The organism is Xanthomonas campestris pv. campestris str. ATCC 33913 (assembly GCF_000007145.1).
GTDB lineage: Bacteria > Pseudomonadota > Gammaproteobacteria > Xanthomonadales > Xanthomonadaceae > Xanthomonas > Xanthomonas campestris.
The window spans coordinates 3,363,070-3,379,601 of sequence record NC_003902.1; the positions used below are offsets into that span (position 1 = coordinate 3,363,070).

At 66.8% G+C, this 16,532-nt stretch carries 11 protein-coding genes and 1 other RNA gene; 5 read left to right on the forward strand and 7 right to left on the reverse strand.

Features of this window, described 5'->3' with window-relative positions; translation table 11 throughout:
* Positions 1-439: 439 nt before the first annotated feature.
* Complete coding sequence (locus XCC_RS14750) at positions 440-3,982, reverse strand: sensor histidine kinase (protein WP_012437750.1); 3,543 nt, start codon at positions 3,980-3,982, stop codon at positions 440-442.
* An 81-nt stretch (positions 3,983-4,063) separates the two neighbouring features.
* Positions 4,064-7,624 carry a hybrid sensor histidine kinase/response regulator gene (locus XCC_RS14755; protein WP_011037973.1) on the reverse strand — a complete coding sequence of 1,187 codons (3,561 nt, stop codon included), beginning with the start codon at positions 7,622-7,624 and terminating at the stop codon, positions 4,064-4,066.
* Between the two features lie 96 nt (positions 7,625-7,720).
* On the opposite strand from XCC_RS14755, the gene XCC_RS14760 reads away from it, so the two are divergent.
* Genes XCC_RS14760 through XCC_RS14770 form a run of 3 tightly spaced genes read left to right on the forward strand, consistent with a single transcriptional unit; the run spans position 7,721 to position 9,538 of the window.
* Positions 7,721-8,398, forward strand: coding sequence for a YceI family protein (locus tag XCC_RS14760; protein WP_011037974.1), 678 nt, complete (start codon positions 7,721-7,723; stop codon positions 8,396-8,398).
* Positions 8,395-8,958, forward strand: a complete 564-nt coding sequence (locus XCC_RS14765) for a cytochrome b (protein ID WP_011037975.1) — start codon at positions 8,395-8,397, stop codon at positions 8,956-8,958. The genes XCC_RS14760 and XCC_RS14765 overlap by 4 nt, the downstream gene beginning before the upstream one ends.
* A 10-nt stretch (positions 8,959-8,968) precedes the next feature.
* Positions 8,969-9,538, forward strand: coding sequence for a YceI family protein (locus XCC_RS14770; protein WP_011037976.1), 570 nt, complete (start codon positions 8,969-8,971; stop codon positions 9,536-9,538).
* A gap of 74 nt (positions 9,539-9,612) precedes the next feature.
* On the opposite strand, the gene XCC_RS14775 is transcribed toward XCC_RS14770, so the two are convergent.
* Complete coding sequence (locus XCC_RS14775) at positions 9,613-9,849, reverse strand: glutaredoxin family protein (protein ID WP_011037977.1); 237 nt, start codon at positions 9,847-9,849, stop codon at positions 9,613-9,615.
* Between the two features lie 86 nt (positions 9,850-9,935).
* Here XCC_RS14775 and XCC_RS14780 point away from each other — a divergent pair, with 86 nt between their 5' ends.
* Positions 9,936-11,318 (forward strand): L-serine ammonia-lyase, encoded by a 1,383-nt coding sequence (locus XCC_RS14780; protein ID WP_011037978.1) that lies wholly within the window; start codon positions 9,936-9,938, stop codon positions 11,316-11,318.
* 20 nt (positions 11,319-11,338) lie between these two features.
* Here XCC_RS14780 and XCC_RS14785 read toward each other — a convergent pair.
* Positions 11,339-11,413: non-coding RNA, sX9 sRNA (locus tag XCC_RS14785), on the reverse strand.
* Between the two features lie 495 nt (positions 11,414-11,908).
* Here XCC_RS14785 and XCC_RS14790 point away from each other — a divergent pair.
* Positions 11,909-12,904 carry an alpha/beta fold hydrolase gene (locus tag XCC_RS14790; RefSeq protein WP_011037979.1) on the forward strand — a complete coding sequence of 332 codons (996 nt, stop codon included), beginning with the start codon at positions 11,909-11,911 and terminating at the stop codon, positions 12,902-12,904.
* A gap of 276 nt (positions 12,905-13,180) precedes the next feature.
* On the opposite strand, the gene XCC_RS14795 is transcribed toward XCC_RS14790, so the two are convergent.
* Genes XCC_RS14795 through metX form a run of 3 tightly spaced genes read right to left on the reverse strand, consistent with a single transcriptional unit; the run spans position 13,181 to position 16,511 of the window.
* Positions 13,181-14,269 (reverse strand): homoserine dehydrogenase, encoded by a 1,089-nt coding sequence (locus tag XCC_RS14795; RefSeq protein WP_043877730.1) that lies wholly within the window; start codon positions 14,267-14,269, stop codon positions 13,181-13,183.
* Positions 14,266-15,483, reverse strand: coding sequence for an O-succinylhomoserine (thiol)-lyase (locus XCC_RS14800; RefSeq protein ID WP_011037981.1), 1,218 nt, complete (start codon positions 15,481-15,483; stop codon positions 14,266-14,268). Before XCC_RS14800 ends, XCC_RS14795 begins: the two co-directional genes overlap by 4 nt.
* Positions 15,480-16,511, reverse strand: coding sequence for a homoserine O-succinyltransferase MetX (gene metX, locus XCC_RS14805; protein ID WP_011037982.1), 1,032 nt, complete (start codon positions 16,509-16,511; stop codon positions 15,480-15,482). Before metX ends, XCC_RS14800 begins: the two co-directional genes overlap by 4 nt.
* Positions 16,512-16,532 lie beyond the last annotated feature (21 nt).

A 16,532-nucleotide genomic window follows, 5' to 3' on the forward strand; every position in this document is an offset into this window, starting at 1 on the left:
CTGCGCCGGCAAGCGCGAGCAACCTCAAGCGTTCACGCTGGCAATCCGCGACGGGTTGCGCGCTGCACTGCTTCGGTGAGCCATCGGCTGCATGCTTGGAGTATCTGCAGAGCAGCACCAGCAGCGAGGCATCTGTAGTTGCAAACGCATAGCGTTGCGTTAGCGTCAACCGGCTTGCCCGGATCAGGCCGGCAGCGTGTGGCAGCCCACGGCCGAGCAGCGCGCATGTAGTTACCGACGCGGGGCGCATCACATCAGGCCGGGGCGGGTCGCAGCTCTACCACTACTCAGGATCAACTACTGCCAGGCGCGATCGGCGCCATGCATTGCTGGGCGAATCGAAGCGCTGCACGCCCGCTTGGCGCGGCGTTGAACAGCGCTGCGCCGGGTTTCGCATCCGCTCGCCAGTAGAAGATCGCCATTGACCGACGTCGCCAAGTCACCCAAGCAGCGGCGTTGCCCGGTCACGCTCGCGTGCCACAGCCTGCACGGCGGCGATCGCCTCGACCAGCATGTCGGCAGTGACCGGCTTGCGCAGGAACCCATCGAATCCGGCGGCCTGTGCCTGGGTTTGTGCGTCGCCATCGGCGCGTGCGGTCACCGCCAGCAGTGGGAATGCGTGCCCGAGCCGACGCAGTTGCGCCGCCAGCGCAAAGCCATCCAGCCCGGGCAGATCCAGGTCCAGCAGCGCCACATCGAACTCGCCGTCGACCGCTTCGGACAAGGCCGCCAAACCGTGTGCGGCATGCACCACCCGATGGCCGCGCCCGGCCAACAGGCCGCTGATCACCTCGGCAACAGTGGGGTCGTCTTCCACCAGCAGGATGCGCAGCGGTGCGCCGGCTGGTATACGCGCCTCGCCGGCGACCGGACGCAAGGGCGAGCGGTCGATCGGCAACGGCAGATCCACGGTGAACTGGGTGCCGACCCCGAGCCGGCTGCGCACGCGAATCTTGCCCTTCATCGCCACGGTGAGTTCCTGCGAAATGGCCAGCCCCAATCCGCTGCCCCCATAGCGCGCATTGGTGCGCGCGCCCTCGCCCTGTTCGAAGCGCTGGAATAGGCGTTTTTGTTGCTCCGGCCCGATGCCCGGCCCGGAATCGCGCACCTTGAAACGCAGGCAGTCGCCATGCTGGCTGACGGTGAGCCCCACCTCGCCGCGCTCGGCGAACTTGATCGCATTACCCAGCAGGTTGATCAGGATCTGGCGCACGCGCGTGGCATCGCCCACCACCACCAGCGCGGCGGGCAGCTGATTTCGATAGTGAAAGCGCAGGCCGCGTGCCTCAACGATGGGATGCATGAAATCGGCCAGTTCCTGGGTCAGCTGCGACGGTTCGAACGGCTGTTGCACCAGTTCCAGCTTGCCGGCCTCGATGCGCGCCAGATCGAGCGCGTCGTTGACCAGCCGCAGCAGATGCGCACCCGCCTTGCGGATCGCATCGACATGGCCGCGCTGTTTTGCGTCCAGCGGCGTGGCCAGCAGCAACTCGCTCATGCCCAGCACGCCGGTCATGGGCGTGCGCACTTCATGCCCCAGCGTTGCCAGGAAGTTCGACTTGGCAATCGATGCCTGCTCGGCAAGCTGCTGACGCTGCCGCGCCAGCACCCATTCCTGCTGACGCCGCACCCGCCGCCGCCACGCCCACACACCCAGGCCGAACAACAACAGGCACACCGCCACTGCGACCATCTGCGCCGCCGGACTCATCCACCACGGTGGCTGCACCTGCAGCGTCAGCGCTGGCGCAGCGACCCAGTCGCCGGTGCCTGCGCGTGCCTGTACCTGCACCTGGTAGTCGCCCGGCGGCAACCGCGAGATGACACGCTCGCCGGTTGCGCCCTGCTCCACCCAACGCTCGTCGTAGCCGTCCACGCGATAGCGATAACGGGCAAGTCCCGGATCCACGAACGACAGCAGCCGTGCGCTGATGCGCAGGTCGCGGTCACGGGCCTGCAGCACGATCGGCCGCTTGTGTGGCACCTGCTGCGGGCGTTCGGCATCGTTGCGGCGTACCTGTACCGACTGGATCACCAACTGCGCCTGCGGCACCGGGGCGAACGGCCGCGTGGGATCGAACAACACGATGCCGCTGGTGGTCAGCGCCAACACCTGCCCGCTGGGGCCGGTCACTGGCGGACGCATCGAAAATTCGCTGTCCGGCAGGCCGTCGCGTTGACCGAACATGCGCACCTGCGGTTGGCCGCGTCGGTAGGCGAACAAGCCACGCGAGGTGGTGGCCCACACCGTGTCAGTGCCCCCTAGCGCCAGGCCACGGATCTCGGTGGCCGGCATCCCCTGCGCATGGCCCACGCGCTCAAGCAGCGTGGCCTTGTGGCCATCCCAGCCATATCGCTCCAGCGCCCCGGGGCGCCCGGTCCAGAACTCGCGTGGCGACACGAATGCCAGTGCATAGACCTCGTGCTCGGCATCGTCGATCACCCGGCGGAAGCGCTCGCCCTGCCAGACCCACGGGTCATCGCCAGCCGCTACCCAGGCCGAGCCGTCTGGCCGGATGGTGAGCTGCTGCACCATGCCGCCGGGTTCGCTGAGATCGGTCCCGAAGCGGAACTCCGCCAGCAGGCGCCCGTCTGCGGCACGCCGTTGCACGCCACCTCCCACAATCGACAGCCAGAACTCGCCATCGATCCCGCGCGCCATCAACTCCGGTCGCTGGCTCTTGTCCTGGTCAACTTGCAGCCCAAGCCGGCGCTTTTTGCCAGTCGCAGGGACGTAGTGGGTGACGTCATCCCGCAGCGCAATCCACAGGCTACCGTCGGCGTTGGGCAAGACCGATTGCACGGTGTCCCCGCCCAGCGCCGCGCTGTGCACCACCGGCACCACGTCACCCTGCGCACCAAGCCGATACACCCCGTCGCCGGTTGTCACCAGAAAGCTGTCGCCATCGGCAGCGGCATTGACCAGGTACAGGCTTTCCAGCGGTTTGCCCTGGGTCTGCAAGATGGTGGAAAAGCGTTGCCAGTCCGGCGGCAGATACGCCAGGCCCTGTGAAATCAGCCCCAGCCACAGCCCGCCCTGGCGATCCTGCAGCAGATCAAGCACGCCACTTTCTGCGGTGAGAAACCCGCTGCCACGGTCACCGTCCATGACCCGCAACGCGGTCTCTCCGGGGGCCACGCGAAAGAACCCATCGGCGGCAGCGACCCAGTAGCCCCCGTGGACGTCGTGCACCACGGTCCCGGCGCGCACGTTCTCCGCGCCCTTCCACGGCGCAGGCTCCAGCACGCCAGCGGGCGTGACCCGGTACTGGCCCTTGCTGCTGCCCACCCACAACGTGCCATCCGGATCCTTGCTGAGCTTGAAGACCGTGGCACTCAGGCGCTCGGGTGCAATGCGCACGAAACGCTCGCCATCGCGCATCACCAGCCCGCTGCCGGTGCCGATCCACAACCGGCCGCGTGCGTCGGTCAGCATGCTCATGATGGTGTCGCTGGGCAGCCCGTCCGGCGCATCGGGCGTGGCACGGAACACCGTGAGCCGGCCATCTTCTTCGCGCCGGCACAGGCCACCGTTGCTGGTTCCGATCCAGAGTGCGCCCTGCGCCTGTGCCAGCGCCCATACCTGACCGGCGCAGGCGTTGCTGACGGCGGGAAAGCTGACAAAGCCCTCGCGCTCGGCATCGAACATGGCCAGCGGCGAGCCATTGATGCCCAGCCAAACCCTGTCGCGGTCATCGACCAACAGCGTTTCCACTTCGTTGCCGGGGATCGAGCGCGCGCTCAGTGGGTCGTGCTGCCACACCTGCAAGCCGATGCCGTCATAGCGCGCCAGCCCATCGCTGGTCGCGGCCCAGACATACCCCTGCCGGTCCTGTGCCAAAGCCAGCACCATGCGCGAGGGCAAGCCATCGCCCGGACCGAACCGGCGCATGCGTGGTGTTTCGATCTGCTCTGCCGCCAGCGCACTGGCGCCCATCAGCAGCAGCACCGCCGCCAGCACCCAGCTGGCATGTTTCCGCATCTGCACTGTGATCCCCATCGTCCCTGCATTCCCCAATGCCATCCGCCAGTCGCACTGTACCCGCACGCTGGCGTTCAGGACTCAGACCGGCGTCTCCGGCGGCGCCTTGTCCATCGCATCGTCGGCCAGGACCTGGGCCAAGGCCTGTGCCAGCAGGTCGCCGGTGAGCGGTTTGCGCAAGAACCCATTGCATCCGGCGGCCAACGCCTGGGGCTCGGCATCGGCATCGGCGCGCGCGGTCACCGCCACGATCGGGAAGCACACGCCGCGTGCGCGCAGCTGCGCCACCAGCGCCGCGCCATCGAGCCCCGGCAGGTCCAGGTCGCACAGGCCCGCGTCGAAGCTGCGCGCGCTCACCTCGGCCAGCGCCGCCAGGCCATGCAACACGTGCGTGACGTGATGCCCGCGCCCCTGCAGCAGGCCAACGATCACCTGCGCCACGGTCACGTCGTCTTCGACCAGCAACAACTGCAGCGGCGCCTGGTGCACCGGCGGAACCGCACGTGCCACCGCGGTGGTCGAAGGCGCCGGCGTGCTCACCCAGCGCAGCGGCAGCTCCACCACGAAACAAGCGCCCTGGCCCAACGCGCTACTGACGCCCACCGACCCGCCCATCGCCGCTGCCAACTCGCGACAGATCGCCAAGCCCAGCCCGCTGCCGCCATGCCGCGTGGTCGTGCGCCCTCCTTCGGCCTGTTCGAAGCGCTGGAACAGCCGCCCACGCTGCTCTTCACTCATGCCCGGCCCGGTGTCGCTGACCTCCACGCGGATACCGCCGCCGCCCGCCTGCAGGGGCAACACGCGCAGACGCACCTGCCCGCGCTCGGTGAACTTGACCGCGTTGAACAACAGGTTGAGCAGGATCTGCTGGACCCGGTTCGCATCGCCATGCAGCGCGCGCGGCAGGCTCTCATCCAGGTGGCACTCGAACGCAAGCTGCTTCTGTTCGGCACTGGGCCGCACCAGGTCGACCACCTGCCGGATCAACTGACGCAGATCGAAATCGCGATCGTCCAACGCCAGTTTGCCCGCCTCGATACGCGCCAGATCCAGCGCATCGTTGACCAGCCGCAGCAAGTGCTTGCCCGCCGACTGGATCGCACTGGCATAGCCTTGCTGACGCCCATCCAACGGCGTTTGCAACAACAACTCGCTCATGCCCAGCACACCGGTCATGGGGGTGCGCACTTCATGCCCAAGCGTCGCCAGAAAACGCGTCTTGGCCTGCGAGGCCTGTTCGGCGAGCTCACGCTTGTGCTGCGCCAGTTGCCATTGCGCACGCATACGCACGCGCCGGCGATAAGCGGCGGCGAGCAAGACACCCAACATCATGCCGACCAAGACCATCACGGCGATGCCGAAACGGCTGCGCCACCAGGGGGGATTGACGATGAATTCAAGCGTCTGCACCTTGGAGGCGTTACCCAGCGGGTCGATCCCCTGCATTTCCAGCACGTAGTCGCCAGGTGGCAAGGACGAGAATTCGCGCATCCCGCTGGCATCGTGATCCACCCAGCCGGTGTCGAAGCCACTGAGGCGGGTGCGATACCGGTTGGCCATAGGGTCCACGAACGACAGTAGCCGCATGTTGATGCGCAATTGGCGATCATCTGGCGAGAGCGAAAAACCACCCCTGATCGGCAGCATGCGGCGCCGATCGGCAAGCTGCACGCTGACCGTTTCCAGGCGCATTGCCGGGGTGAACGAGGGCACGTCCGGCGCCTGCGTGTCGATCAGCACCGTGTAGCCATCGGCCGTTCCGCCGACGAGCACACCGTTGCGGGCCATCATCAGACAGCGGTGGCTGAACTCCAGACTGGTCAATCCGTCGCGCACGCCGAAACTGCGGATGCGTGCCTGCGGCGTGCGCGGATCGATGCGCCACAGGCCGCGAGGCCCGGACATCCAGAGCCGGCCGACGCCGTCGCGCTCCAGTCCGTAGGCGTCCATCGCCGGAAAACCCTCGGCAGAACGGATGCGGCGCTCCCGTTTCCAGACTGCGCCATCACTGGACCAACGCTCAAGACTGCCTGCGCGATACAGCCACAGGTGCGTTGCATCTTCGACCACGAAGGCCTGAAGCGTCTCGTCCGTCTTCAGCCCTGGCACCGAGACGAAGCGCCGCGTTGCGGCCTGCCACGCATACATGCCGCCGAAGGCGCTCAACCACATCCGCCCATCCGGCCCCTTGCGGATCTGCGGCGACACCACTTCCGTCAGCCCATGCGGATGCTGTTGATCGATCGTCTCCAACAGGCGTCCGGTGGCCAGATCGCGCTGCTGGATGACTTGCTCGTAAGCGGCCCACACCGTGCCGTCGCCCGGTTCACCGATCCACAGTGCCGCTTCGGCCGGGCCTTCGTCGCTAAAGTGCTCCAGCGCGCCGGTGCGCAGGTCCAGGCGCGACAATCCATATTCACCGCTGGCCAACCAGAGCTTGCCGCGGCTGTCTTCCAGCGCGGTGGTGATCTGCATCGTGCCCAGATCCGCAGCCTGGATGCCGGTCTGAATCAGGGCGCCGGATGATGTGTCGTAGCGCAGCAGACGTCCGTTGCCATCGAACTGCCATAGCCCGCCGGATCGCGCAGCCGGCGCAAGACTGCAGGACAGCCCCTTGCCCTGATCGTTGACCTGTTTGAAGGCCGCAGTACGACGCCAGTCTTCACGCAGATAGGCCAGACCACGCCCATGCAGCGGCACCCAGATGCCGCCATGCCGGCTGCGCCAGATGGTAGTGACGTGCCGGTTGGACACCAACGGGGAATCACCATTGTTGACGGGGACCGGTGGCTGCCCGGGCCGTGTATGCCAGAGACCTTGCTCGGTCCCTAGCCAGAACTCGCCATCGCCTGCGTCTGCAACGGTCCACACTCGGTTGCCCGCCGCAAACATCGGCGCCCACGACGGTGTGTGCCAGACGCCGGAGGGATCCATGTAACGCAATCCGGTGTCGGTGGCGGCCCACAACCGTTGCCCCACCCACTGCAGCGCATTGATGCCGCTGTCGTCGCCATCCGGGTGTACGCGGTGCGCGGCCAGACCATCGTGATACGCCAGGCCGCCGAGCGTGCCGATCCACATCCGGTCGCGATCATCCAGCGCCAGCGCGTACACCGCGCTGGGCGCCAGCGGGTCGTCCATCTTGGCCAGATCGAGCGAGGTGAACGTCCCCTTTGCATCCAGGCGCAGCACGTTGCCGGTGGACATGCCGAACCAGATTTCGTCGCCGCGCCCTGCAATCGCGTAGACGTCACCGAACGACAACTCCGGCACCTTCTCAGGCAGGTAAGCGGTCAAGGTGGCGCGATCGGCGCTCAACATCGCCACACCGGCTCCGCCCAGCGCCAGCCAGATGCGATCCTGCGCGTCGATGTAGATCGCCTGCAGCAGATTGCTTCTGAGCGAGCGTGGGTCGGCTGGGTCGTTGCGCCACACCTTGAACCCGGCGCCGTCGTAGCGGATCAACCCGTCGCCGGTAGTCATCCACAAATAACCGGCGCGATCCTGCGCAATGGCGGTGATCATGGTCGACGGCAGCCCATCGGCCGGGCCCACGATGCGGAACCTCGGAATGGCCGGCACCTCTGCCAACGCAGGAACCCCTGCCAGGACAGCAAGCACGACGAACAACAGCAAACGCATGTGGGCATCCTTTCCACGTCCAGTCCGCATGCTCGCAACGGATCGTTGCGAACGCAAGCCAAGCGCGCGCTGCCGGGATGTGTCTAGAATCCGCCCATGACGCCTCTCGCCCGCCTGCTGGCCTTCCCTGCCCTGGTCCTGACCAGCCTCGCCGCCACCGCCGCGCCGGTGCGCTACGCGCTGGATCCGGTCCACACCCGGGTGCTGTTCGCGGTGGAACATGCCGGGTTTTCCAAGGCGTTGGGCACCGTGTCCGGCAGCAGCGGCACCCTGGTGTTCGATCCGGACGACTGGGCGGCGGCAACGCTCGAGGTCACCGTGCCGCTGCGCCGCGCGGACCTGGGCGATGCGAAATGGAACGAGGCCACCCTGGCACGCAACCTACTCGACGCCGAGCGCTTTCCTGACGCGCATTTCGTCTCCACCAAGGTCGAGGCCAGCGATGCGACCCACGCCAAGGTCACCGGCAACCTCACCCTGCACGGGGTCACCCGGCCGGTCACGCTGGACGTCACCCTCAACGCGCTCAAGCGGCATCCGTTACCGCCATTCCGCCGCACCGCCGGCTTCTCGGCCACGGCCACGCTCAGCCGCGCCGCGTTCGGCGTGGATGCCTGGAAGTCGATGATCGGCGACACCGTCGAGCTGCGCATCGAAGCCGAGGCCGTCCGCGAAGGGCGCGCCGACAGCGACGACGATGCCGGCAAGACCACCGAGCCCGCCGCGCCGGAGCAACCCGCACCAGCGACCACCGATACGGAGAGCGGCCGATGAGCCTGAAGAATGTCGAGCGCTGGGGCGGCGTCAGCCAGACCCTGCACTGGTTGATCGCGCTGCTGATCCTGGTGCTGGGCATCGTGGGCCTGACCATGGGCGAGCTGCCCAAGACGCCCAAGTATTTCTGGGTCTACACCGCGCACAAATCCGTGGGCCTGACCGTGCTGGCCCTGGTCATCGCCCGCCTGGGCTGGCGGCTGTATGCCGGCGCCCCGCCACCGGTGCCGGGCACGCCAAGCTGGCAGGAACGCATCGCCGGGTTCACCCACTGGCTGCTGTACGCGATGATCTTTGCGATGCCGCTGTCCGGGTGGCTGTACGACTCCACCAGCGGGCTGCGCCCGTTCCGCTGGTTCGGCCTGTTCAACGTGCCCAAGCTCAGCGCACCGGACGAGCAGCTGCGCGCGGTGTCCCACACCGTGCACGAATGGGGCTTCTGGCTGTTGATTGCCGTGGTCCTGGCGCACGCCGGCGCCGCGCTCTACCACCATCTCTTCCAACGCGATGCCACGCTGACGCGCATGCTGCCGCGTGGCTGGCTCTCCCCCAAACCGTAAAGGATGTCGCATGTCTTCCAGGCTGTTTGCCTCCCCCCTGCTGGTAGCGTCCGCGCTGGTCGCCACCTTCGCCGCCGCCCCGGTGCTGGCCGCCGACTATGTCCAGGCGCCCGGCTCCTCGCTGGTGTTCGCCAGTAAGTACGACGGCGAAGTGTTCACCGGCACCTTCCCGGGCTTCGACACCACGCTGAGCTTCGATCCCGCCAACCTGGCCGGCGCCAAGCTCGATGTGCGCATCCCGCTGGCCGGTGCCAAGAGCGGCAACGGCGACCGCGATTCCACCCTGCAGGGGCCGGACTTCTTCAACGTGGCCAAGTTCGCCACCGCGCGCTACCACGCCGAGAAATTCCGCGCGCTGGGCGGTAACCAGTACGCCGCCGACGGCACCCTGGAGCTGCGCGGTGTCAGCAAGCCGGTCACGCTGACCTTCACCTGGACGCCCGGCGCGCAGCCGGTGCTGGCCGGCAAGGCCACCGTCAAGCGCCTGGACTTCGGCGTGGGCGGCGGCGACTGGACCGATACCAAGACCATTCCCAACGAAACGGCAATCAGCACCAAGGTGGTGTTCAAGGCGAAGTGACGCGCCACCGGCCGCACCAGGACGCGGCCACTGAACGGCGGACTACCTCGTCGGGTCCGCCGTTTTTTTATGTCTCATGCATGGGGTGCAGCGTCCAGCCAGGCGCGCAGACGTGGCGCATCGAATGGCCAGTCCAGCTCACGCCCCATCGGGTCGCGCAACACCGGCACACGCAGACCATAAGCGGACTCTAGCGCCGCATCGTCGTCGATGAACACGCTGAAGAACGCGCCTGCGCGCGCCTGGGCCAGCGCTTCCACGGCCTGGTCGCAGAGGTGGCAGTCGTCGCGCTGGTAAAGGGTCAGGGCCATGCGGGGGGTCTCATGCTGCGCTGCAGCCGTGCTGCGATCGCCAAGCGCTTAGAATAGCGGGCTTCTTGCTCACCTCCCCGGCACGCATGGCTGTCAGTACGTTCGACCTGTTCAAGATCGGTATCGGTCCGAGTTCCTCGCATACCGTGGGGCCGATGCGCGCCGCCGAGCGCTTCGTCCACCGCTGGTTGCTCGATACCGGCCGCTTGCAGGAGGTGACACGTCTGCGCGCCGAAGTTTTCGGCTCGCTGGCATTGACCGGGCGCGGCCATGGCACCGACAAGGCGGTGCTGCTCGGGCTGGAAGGGCATCGCCCGAACCTGATCGACCCGGATGTCATCCCCGCCACGCTCGAGCGCATCCGCAGCAGCAAGCGCATCAACCTGATGGGCCAGCATGAAATCAGCTTCGACGAAAAGCGCGACCTGCCGATGAACAAGCGGCAGAAGCTGCCGTACCACACCAACGGCATGCGCTTCACCGCCTACGATGCAACCGAAGCGGTGATTGCCACGCGCGATTACTATTCGGTGGGCGGCGGTTTCGTGGTCAACCAGGACGACGCCGCCGACGACCGCATCGTGGCCGACGAGACTCCGTTGCCCTACCCGTTCCTCAGCGGCGACGAGCTGCTGGCGCAGTGCGCGCGCAGCGGCCTGAGCATTGCGCAACTGATGTTCGAGAACGAAAAGAGCTGGCGTAGCGAAGACGAGATCCGCGCCGGCCTGCGGGAGCTGTGGAACGCCATGCAGTCGTGCGTGGCACGTGGCATTCGCGAAGAAGGCACCCTGCCCGGCGGCCTGAACGTCTCGCGCCGTGCGCCCGCGCTGTACCGCGAGCTCTCCTCCAAGCCCGAAGCGGCGATGCGCGACCCGTTGACCACGCTGGATTGGGTCAACCTCTACGCACTCGCCGTCAACGAAGAAAATGCCGCAGGCGGCCGCGTGGTCACCGCGCCCACCAACGGTGCAGCCGGCATCATTCCCTCGGTGCTGCATTACTTCGATCGTTTTTGCCCGGGCGCTTCGGAACAACGCATTTTCGACTTCCTGCTCACCGCAGCGGCAATCGGCATCCTGTACAAGGAAAACGCCTCGATTTCCGGTGCCGAAGTGGGCTGCCAGGGCGAAGTGGGTGTGGCCTGCTCGATGGCCGCCGGCGGCCTGGTCGCCGCGCTCGGCGGCAACCCCGGGCAGATCGAGAATGCAGCGGAAATCGGCATGGAGCACAACCTCGGCCTGACCTGCGACCCGATCGGCGGGCTGGTGCAGATCCCCTGCATCGAACGCAACGCGATGGGGGCAGTGAAAGCCATCAACGCCAGCCGCATGGCCATGCGTGGCGACGGCAAGCACAAGGTGTCACTGGACAAGGTCATCAAGACCATGCGCGACACCGGCCGTGACATGCAGGACAAGTACAAGGAAACCAGCCGTGGCGGGCTGGCGGTGAATGTCATCGAATGCTGAGTCGGTGCGTGGCTTAGAGCGGCTAACAAAACGTAGCGAGCAGTCGTCAGGTGGGTGCGGACGGCGCGGAGGAACCGGAATGTAGGTGGGTACATGCCGATTCCGAGCACCGGCCGCGCCCGCCTGGCGGCTGCGCAGTCGCTTTGATAGCTGCTCTTGGTGCGTGCGTGACACAAGACCGGCCATCCTTTGCTGGACGCAGCGGTGGGCCGGTTGGACAACGTGACCGTAATGCGCGCGGACGCTGCGCTTGTTCCAAGCAGCGGCCGTACGGCACCGCGGCGCGCCGTGGATACGTTGATCGCAATCGCCCGCGTGGTGCGCGTGGCACCCTATTGCCCTCGCACACGTCTGCGATGCTTCTTTTATTTCTCCACTCGCCTGTTCTGACAAGCGCGCGTCAAAGCGCGATCGTCAGCGCGACGCTAGCTGCCAACCAAACCGTTGCTCGACAGTTCGATCCAAGTACAGGCGCGACGCCTTTGTACAGCGCAAGCGTTGAGTGGCGCTCAGTAGCGGCCGCCACGTGCTGTACGCGCTCACCACAGCGCGCTGTGTAGCCTTGCGGCATTGCTCACCTGGAGATCGCGATGCGACACCTTGCCTGCTCTCTCGCCTTGGCGCTGGCCTGTGGCCCGCTGATGGCCCAGGAGGCCAGTTACGGCCCCCGCCTGGAAGGCTTTGATTACCCCTATCCAGTGAAAACCTACGCGTTTACGTCGCAACAGCAGGCGCTGGAGATGGCGTACCTGGATGTTGCGCCGACGGGCAAAGCCAACGGGCGCACCGCCGTGCTGCTGCACGGCAAGAACTTCTGCGCCGCCACCTGGGAGCAAACCATCGCCGCACTGAGCAAGGCCGGCTACCGCGTGATCGCGCCGGACCAGGTGGGCTTTTGCAAATCCAGCAAACCGGCCGCGTATCAGTTCTCGTTCGCACAGCTCGCCGACAACACGCATGCCCTGCTGCAGAAGCTCGGTCTCCAGCGCGCCGTGGTGGTTGGGCACTCGATGGGCGGCATGCTCGCGATCCGCTATGCACTGATGTACCCGCAAGCGACCGAGCACCTCGCGCTGGTCGACCCGATCGGGCTGGAAGACTGGAAGGCCGAAGGCATTCCGTGGCGCAGCGTGGATGCTTGGTACGACAACGAACTGAAGATCAGCTTCGAGCGCATCAAGAAGTACCAGATGGACGTGTACTACGCTGGCCAATGGAAGCCGGAATTCGAGCGCTGGGCGCGCATGCAGGCCGGTATGTCACTGGGCAACGGCAAACAGGCCGTGGCGTGGAATCAGGCGCTGACCTACGACATGGTGTTCAATCAGCCGGTGGTTTACGAGCTGCCCAGGCTCGCCGTGCCAACCACACTGTTTATCGGGCTTAAGGATCGCACTGCCATCGGCAAAGACACCGCACCGCCAGAGGTGAAGGCGCGCGTGGGCGATTACACCAAGCTGGGCAAACGCGCCGCCGAGGCCATTCCTAATGCCACGTTGGTCGAATTCGCCGACCTGGGACATTCGCCACAGGTGCAGGATCCGGTGCGTTTCAATGCCGAATTGTTGAAGGCGATTTCCCGCTAGCGAGTTGCAGCGCGCAGGTTCTGACATGCGCGCCGCCAGCCAGCTCCAGGCGCGATCGCCACGCCCCTAACACCGATTGGGAACACGTGGTTTCGCGCGCAAATCTAGCTCTGTCGGAAGCATTCCACGGGGGCTGCCTGCGGTCACCCACGCGCTGCCCCAGCTTGCACGCACCGCAGGAGCCGTTAGCGCAGCGGCGACACCGCATGGGCCGAACCGCAGCATCCTTCGCACGCGACAGCACCAACAAGGCGTCGGGTGCGAAGCACCGCAACCTCAGCCAGCAACGATCCGCAACACATCGTCCAGCAACGCCGCCGCGGTCACTTCGGCACCGGCGCCCGGCCCTTGAATCAACAGCGGCTGGTCGCGGTAGCGATCGCTGCTGATGGCGACACGGTTATCGGTGCCCGCGCCGCCCGCCAGCGGGTGGTCCAGGGCCAATTCGCGTAAGCCCACGCTTGCCCCATGCCCGTCCACGCGGCCGACGAACCGCAAGCAGCGGCCGGCGGCGCGGGCCTGCTGCCAACGCGTCTGCACCAGCGCATCGAGCGTTTCCAGGTGCGCGTCCACCGCCTCCGGCGCCACGGACGCCAGCGCGGCAGGCACCAGCGATTCGACATGCACCTGCTCGGCTTCCAGCGGTTGCCCGGCCGCACGCGCCAGGATCAGCAACTTGCGGCGCACGTCCTCACCGGAGAGATCGATGCGCGGATCGGGCTCGGTGTACCCGGCCGCCATCGCTTCGCGGACGCACGCCGAGAACGGCGTACTGCCATCGTAGCGATGAAACAGCCATGCCAACGACCCCGACAACACCCCTTCGATCGAATGAATCTGGTCGCCGCCGGCCACCAGTGCACGCACGCTGCTGAGCAAGGGCAGCCCAGCACCCACGGTGGCACTGTCGCCGTAATACGCGCCGCTGGCGTGACGCGCGGCATACAGGTCCTGCGCACGCGACAGTGCCGTGCCCTGGCCCAGCTTGTTGGCGGTCACCACATGCACGCCGCGGGTCAGCCATTCCACGTGCCAATCCGCCACCACGTCGCTGGCGGTGGCATCCACCAGCACATCGCCGGCGCGCAGCGCAGTGGTTTCTGCCCACGGCTGCAGCTCCGCACGGCCACGCGGCGCTGCGTTGGCCAGCTGCAGCGCCTGCTCCGCGCCGGCACCACAATCGTGCGCAATGCGCGAGTTGGCCAGCCAGTCAAAGCGCGGCAGGCGCAACTGACGCTGCTGCAAGGCGGTATAGCGCGTCACGAAGGCACGCCCGACCGTGCCGGTGCCCAACAGGGCGAGCCGCGGTGTGGGCGTCACGGCAGCCACCGGCGCACGGCGCGAGACAGGCAGCACGGTGCTCACGCGTCGACCTGTTTGCGCGCGACCGCGCTCACCGCGGCTTCCGCACGCGCCAGGCCGGCGCGCAGATCGATCAGCAGATCCTCAGCGGATTCAATGCCCACCGACAGCCGCAACAAGCCATCGGAAATACCGGCCGCAGCGCGCGCTTCGGCGGTCATCGCCGCGTGCGTCATCGAGGCCGGATGCGCGATCAGGCTCTCCACGCCGCCCAGCGATTCGGCCAGGGTGAAATAACGCAGCCCGTCGACGAACGCACGCACCGCCGCCTCACCGCCATTGAGCTCGAAGCTGATCATCGCGCCGAAGCCCTTCTGCTGGCGCGCCGCCAGCGCATGGCCAGGATGCGATGCCAGCCCGGGGAAATACACCTGGTTCACTGCCGCGTGTTCGTCCAGCAGCACCGCGATCGCATCGGCGTTTTCCTGGTGCACCCGCAGGCGGGCATCGAGCGTGCGCAGCCCGCGCAAGGTCAAAAACGCGTCAAACGGCGAACCGGTCAGGCCCAGCGCGTTGGCCCACCACACCAGCTGCTGGTGCAGCTCCGCATCGCGCGCGATCACTGCGCCACCCACCACATCGCTGTGGCCGTTGACGTACTTGGTGGTCGAATGCAGCACCAGATCGGCGCCAAATTCCAGCGGCTTTTGCAGCGCCGGAGACAGGAAGGTGTTGTCCACCACGGTCAGCGCGCCCACCTTGTGCGCGGCCTCGATGACAAAGCGCAGATCAGTGATGCGCAGCAACGGGTTGGACGGGGTTTCGATCAGCACCAGCTTGGGCGACTGCGCCAATGCATCGGCCAGCGAGCGCGGGTCGGTGAGGTCGGCGGTGATCAGGGCGAAATGGCCCTTCTTGGCCAGCGCGTTGAACAACCGCCAGCTGCCGCCGTAGGCATCGTGCGGCACCACCAGGGTGTCGCCGGGCTGCAGCAAGGCATTGAGCACCAGGTTGATCGCGCCCATGCCGGTAGAGGTGATCACGCCGCCGGCGCCGCCTTCCAGTTCGGCCAAAGCTTCGCCGAGCAGGTCGCGGGTGGGGTTGCCGCTGCGGGTGTAGTCGTATTGGCGCTTGTTGCCGAAGCCGTCGAAGGAGAAGTTCGACGACAGCACGATCGGCGGCGTCACCGCGCCGTAGGCGGTGTCCCGGTCGATTCCGGCACGGACGGCGGCGGTGGCAGCGCTACAGGGCGCGTCGGCAGGGTCACGAAAGCTCATGCGGTTTCTCCGGTCGTGCGAAGGGCAGTGGTGAGGATCGCGTCGATGCGATCGATTTCTTTGAGGAAGGCGTCGTGGCCGAAGGGCGAGCGCAGCACGCGTAAACTGCCGCGCGGGCCCAGCCCTTCGACCAGGCTGACCAGATCGGCCAGCGGCACCAGGCGGTCGCCTTCCACCGCAACCACCACCGTGGGCACGGCGACCGCGGCCGGGTCGATGCGGTGCAGGTCGATGGACTCGGACAGGCGCAGATAGGCGTTCACCGGCGTGCGCGCCACGTATTGGGCGCCAGCGGCATCCAGATAGTCTTCGGCGGCCACGCGCACGCGGCCATTGATCAATTCCGGCGGCGCATCGAAGCGCTCGCTGAATTCTTCCGGGGTGCGGTAGCTCAGCATCGCGAACTGGCGTGCCAGGGCGAGCCCGTGGTGCTCGGCGCATTGCAACTGGCCAAGCGCCACCGCGCGCCGCTGCAGGGCACGCCATGCGGCGGCATACGGATGGGCGCGATGCGCACCACTCACCGCAACCAGCGTGTGCAGACGCGCCGCATGTCGGCTGGCGAATTGCAGGCCGACCAGCGCGCCGTAGGAATAACCGACAAAACCGTGCAGGCGCGCGATGCCCAGCGCATCCAGCAGTGCGGCGATTGCATCGGCTTGGTCGGCGGTGTCGATCGGCGCATCCAGGCTGCCGTCGGCCCCGAGGAAATCGAAGGCCAACAGTCGGCGCGACGCGGGATCCAGCGCGCGGCCGGCACCGACCAGCCCCTCTACCCAACCTTTCTCGGGAAATACCGCGCTGGCAGCGAGATGGCGATGGGCTGAAATGCCGCCCGCCACGAACACCACCGGCGCCTGCTCCGCGCCAACCAGTTCGTAGCGCAGGCGCAGCTCGCGTTGGCCGGCGTGGCGCATCGGTAGATTGATGACGAGCTCGCCGCGCACGGCAGGCGGGGCGTCGCTATCAGCGGCGGGCGTGTAGGTGTCAGCGGTGGTGAGTGGCGATGCTGTGGTCACGAGGCTCATGGCGATATCCGGGGTGGATCG

Coding starts and splice junctions, on each gene's coding strand:
- XCC_RS14790 (WP_011037979.1), top strand. CDS start 11,909: ATGCGACACCTTGCCTGCTCTCTCGCCTTGGCGCTGGCCTGTGGCCCG.
- XCC_RS14775 (WP_011037977.1), bottom strand. CDS start 9,849: ATGGCCCTGACCCTTTACCAGCGCGACGACTGCCACCTCTGCGACCAG.
- XCC_RS14760 (WP_011037974.1), top strand. CDS start 7,721: ATGACGCCTCTCGCCCGCCTGCTGGCCTTCCCTGCCCTGGTCCTGACC.
- XCC_RS14765 (WP_011037975.1), top strand. CDS start 8,395: ATGAGCCTGAAGAATGTCGAGCGCTGGGGCGGCGTCAGCCAGACCCTG.
- XCC_RS14770 (WP_011037976.1), top strand. CDS start 8,969: ATGTCTTCCAGGCTGTTTGCCTCCCCCCTGCTGGTAGCGTCCGCGCTG.
- XCC_RS14755 (WP_011037973.1), bottom strand. CDS start 7,624: ATGCGTTTGCTGTTGTTCGTCGTGCTTGCTGTCCTGGCAGGGGTTCCT.
- XCC_RS14800 (WP_011037981.1), bottom strand. CDS start 15,483: ATGAGCTTTCGTGACCCTGCCGACGCGCCCTGTAGCGCTGCCACCGCC.
- metX (WP_011037982.1), bottom strand. CDS start 16,511: ATGAGCCTCGTGACCACAGCATCGCCACTCACCACCGCTGACACCTAC.
- XCC_RS14750 (WP_012437750.1), bottom strand. CDS start 3,982: ATGCGGAAACATGCCAGCTGGGTGCTGGCGGCGGTGCTGCTGCTGATG.
- XCC_RS14780 (WP_011037978.1), top strand. CDS start 9,936: ATGGCTGTCAGTACGTTCGACCTGTTCAAGATCGGTATCGGTCCGAGT.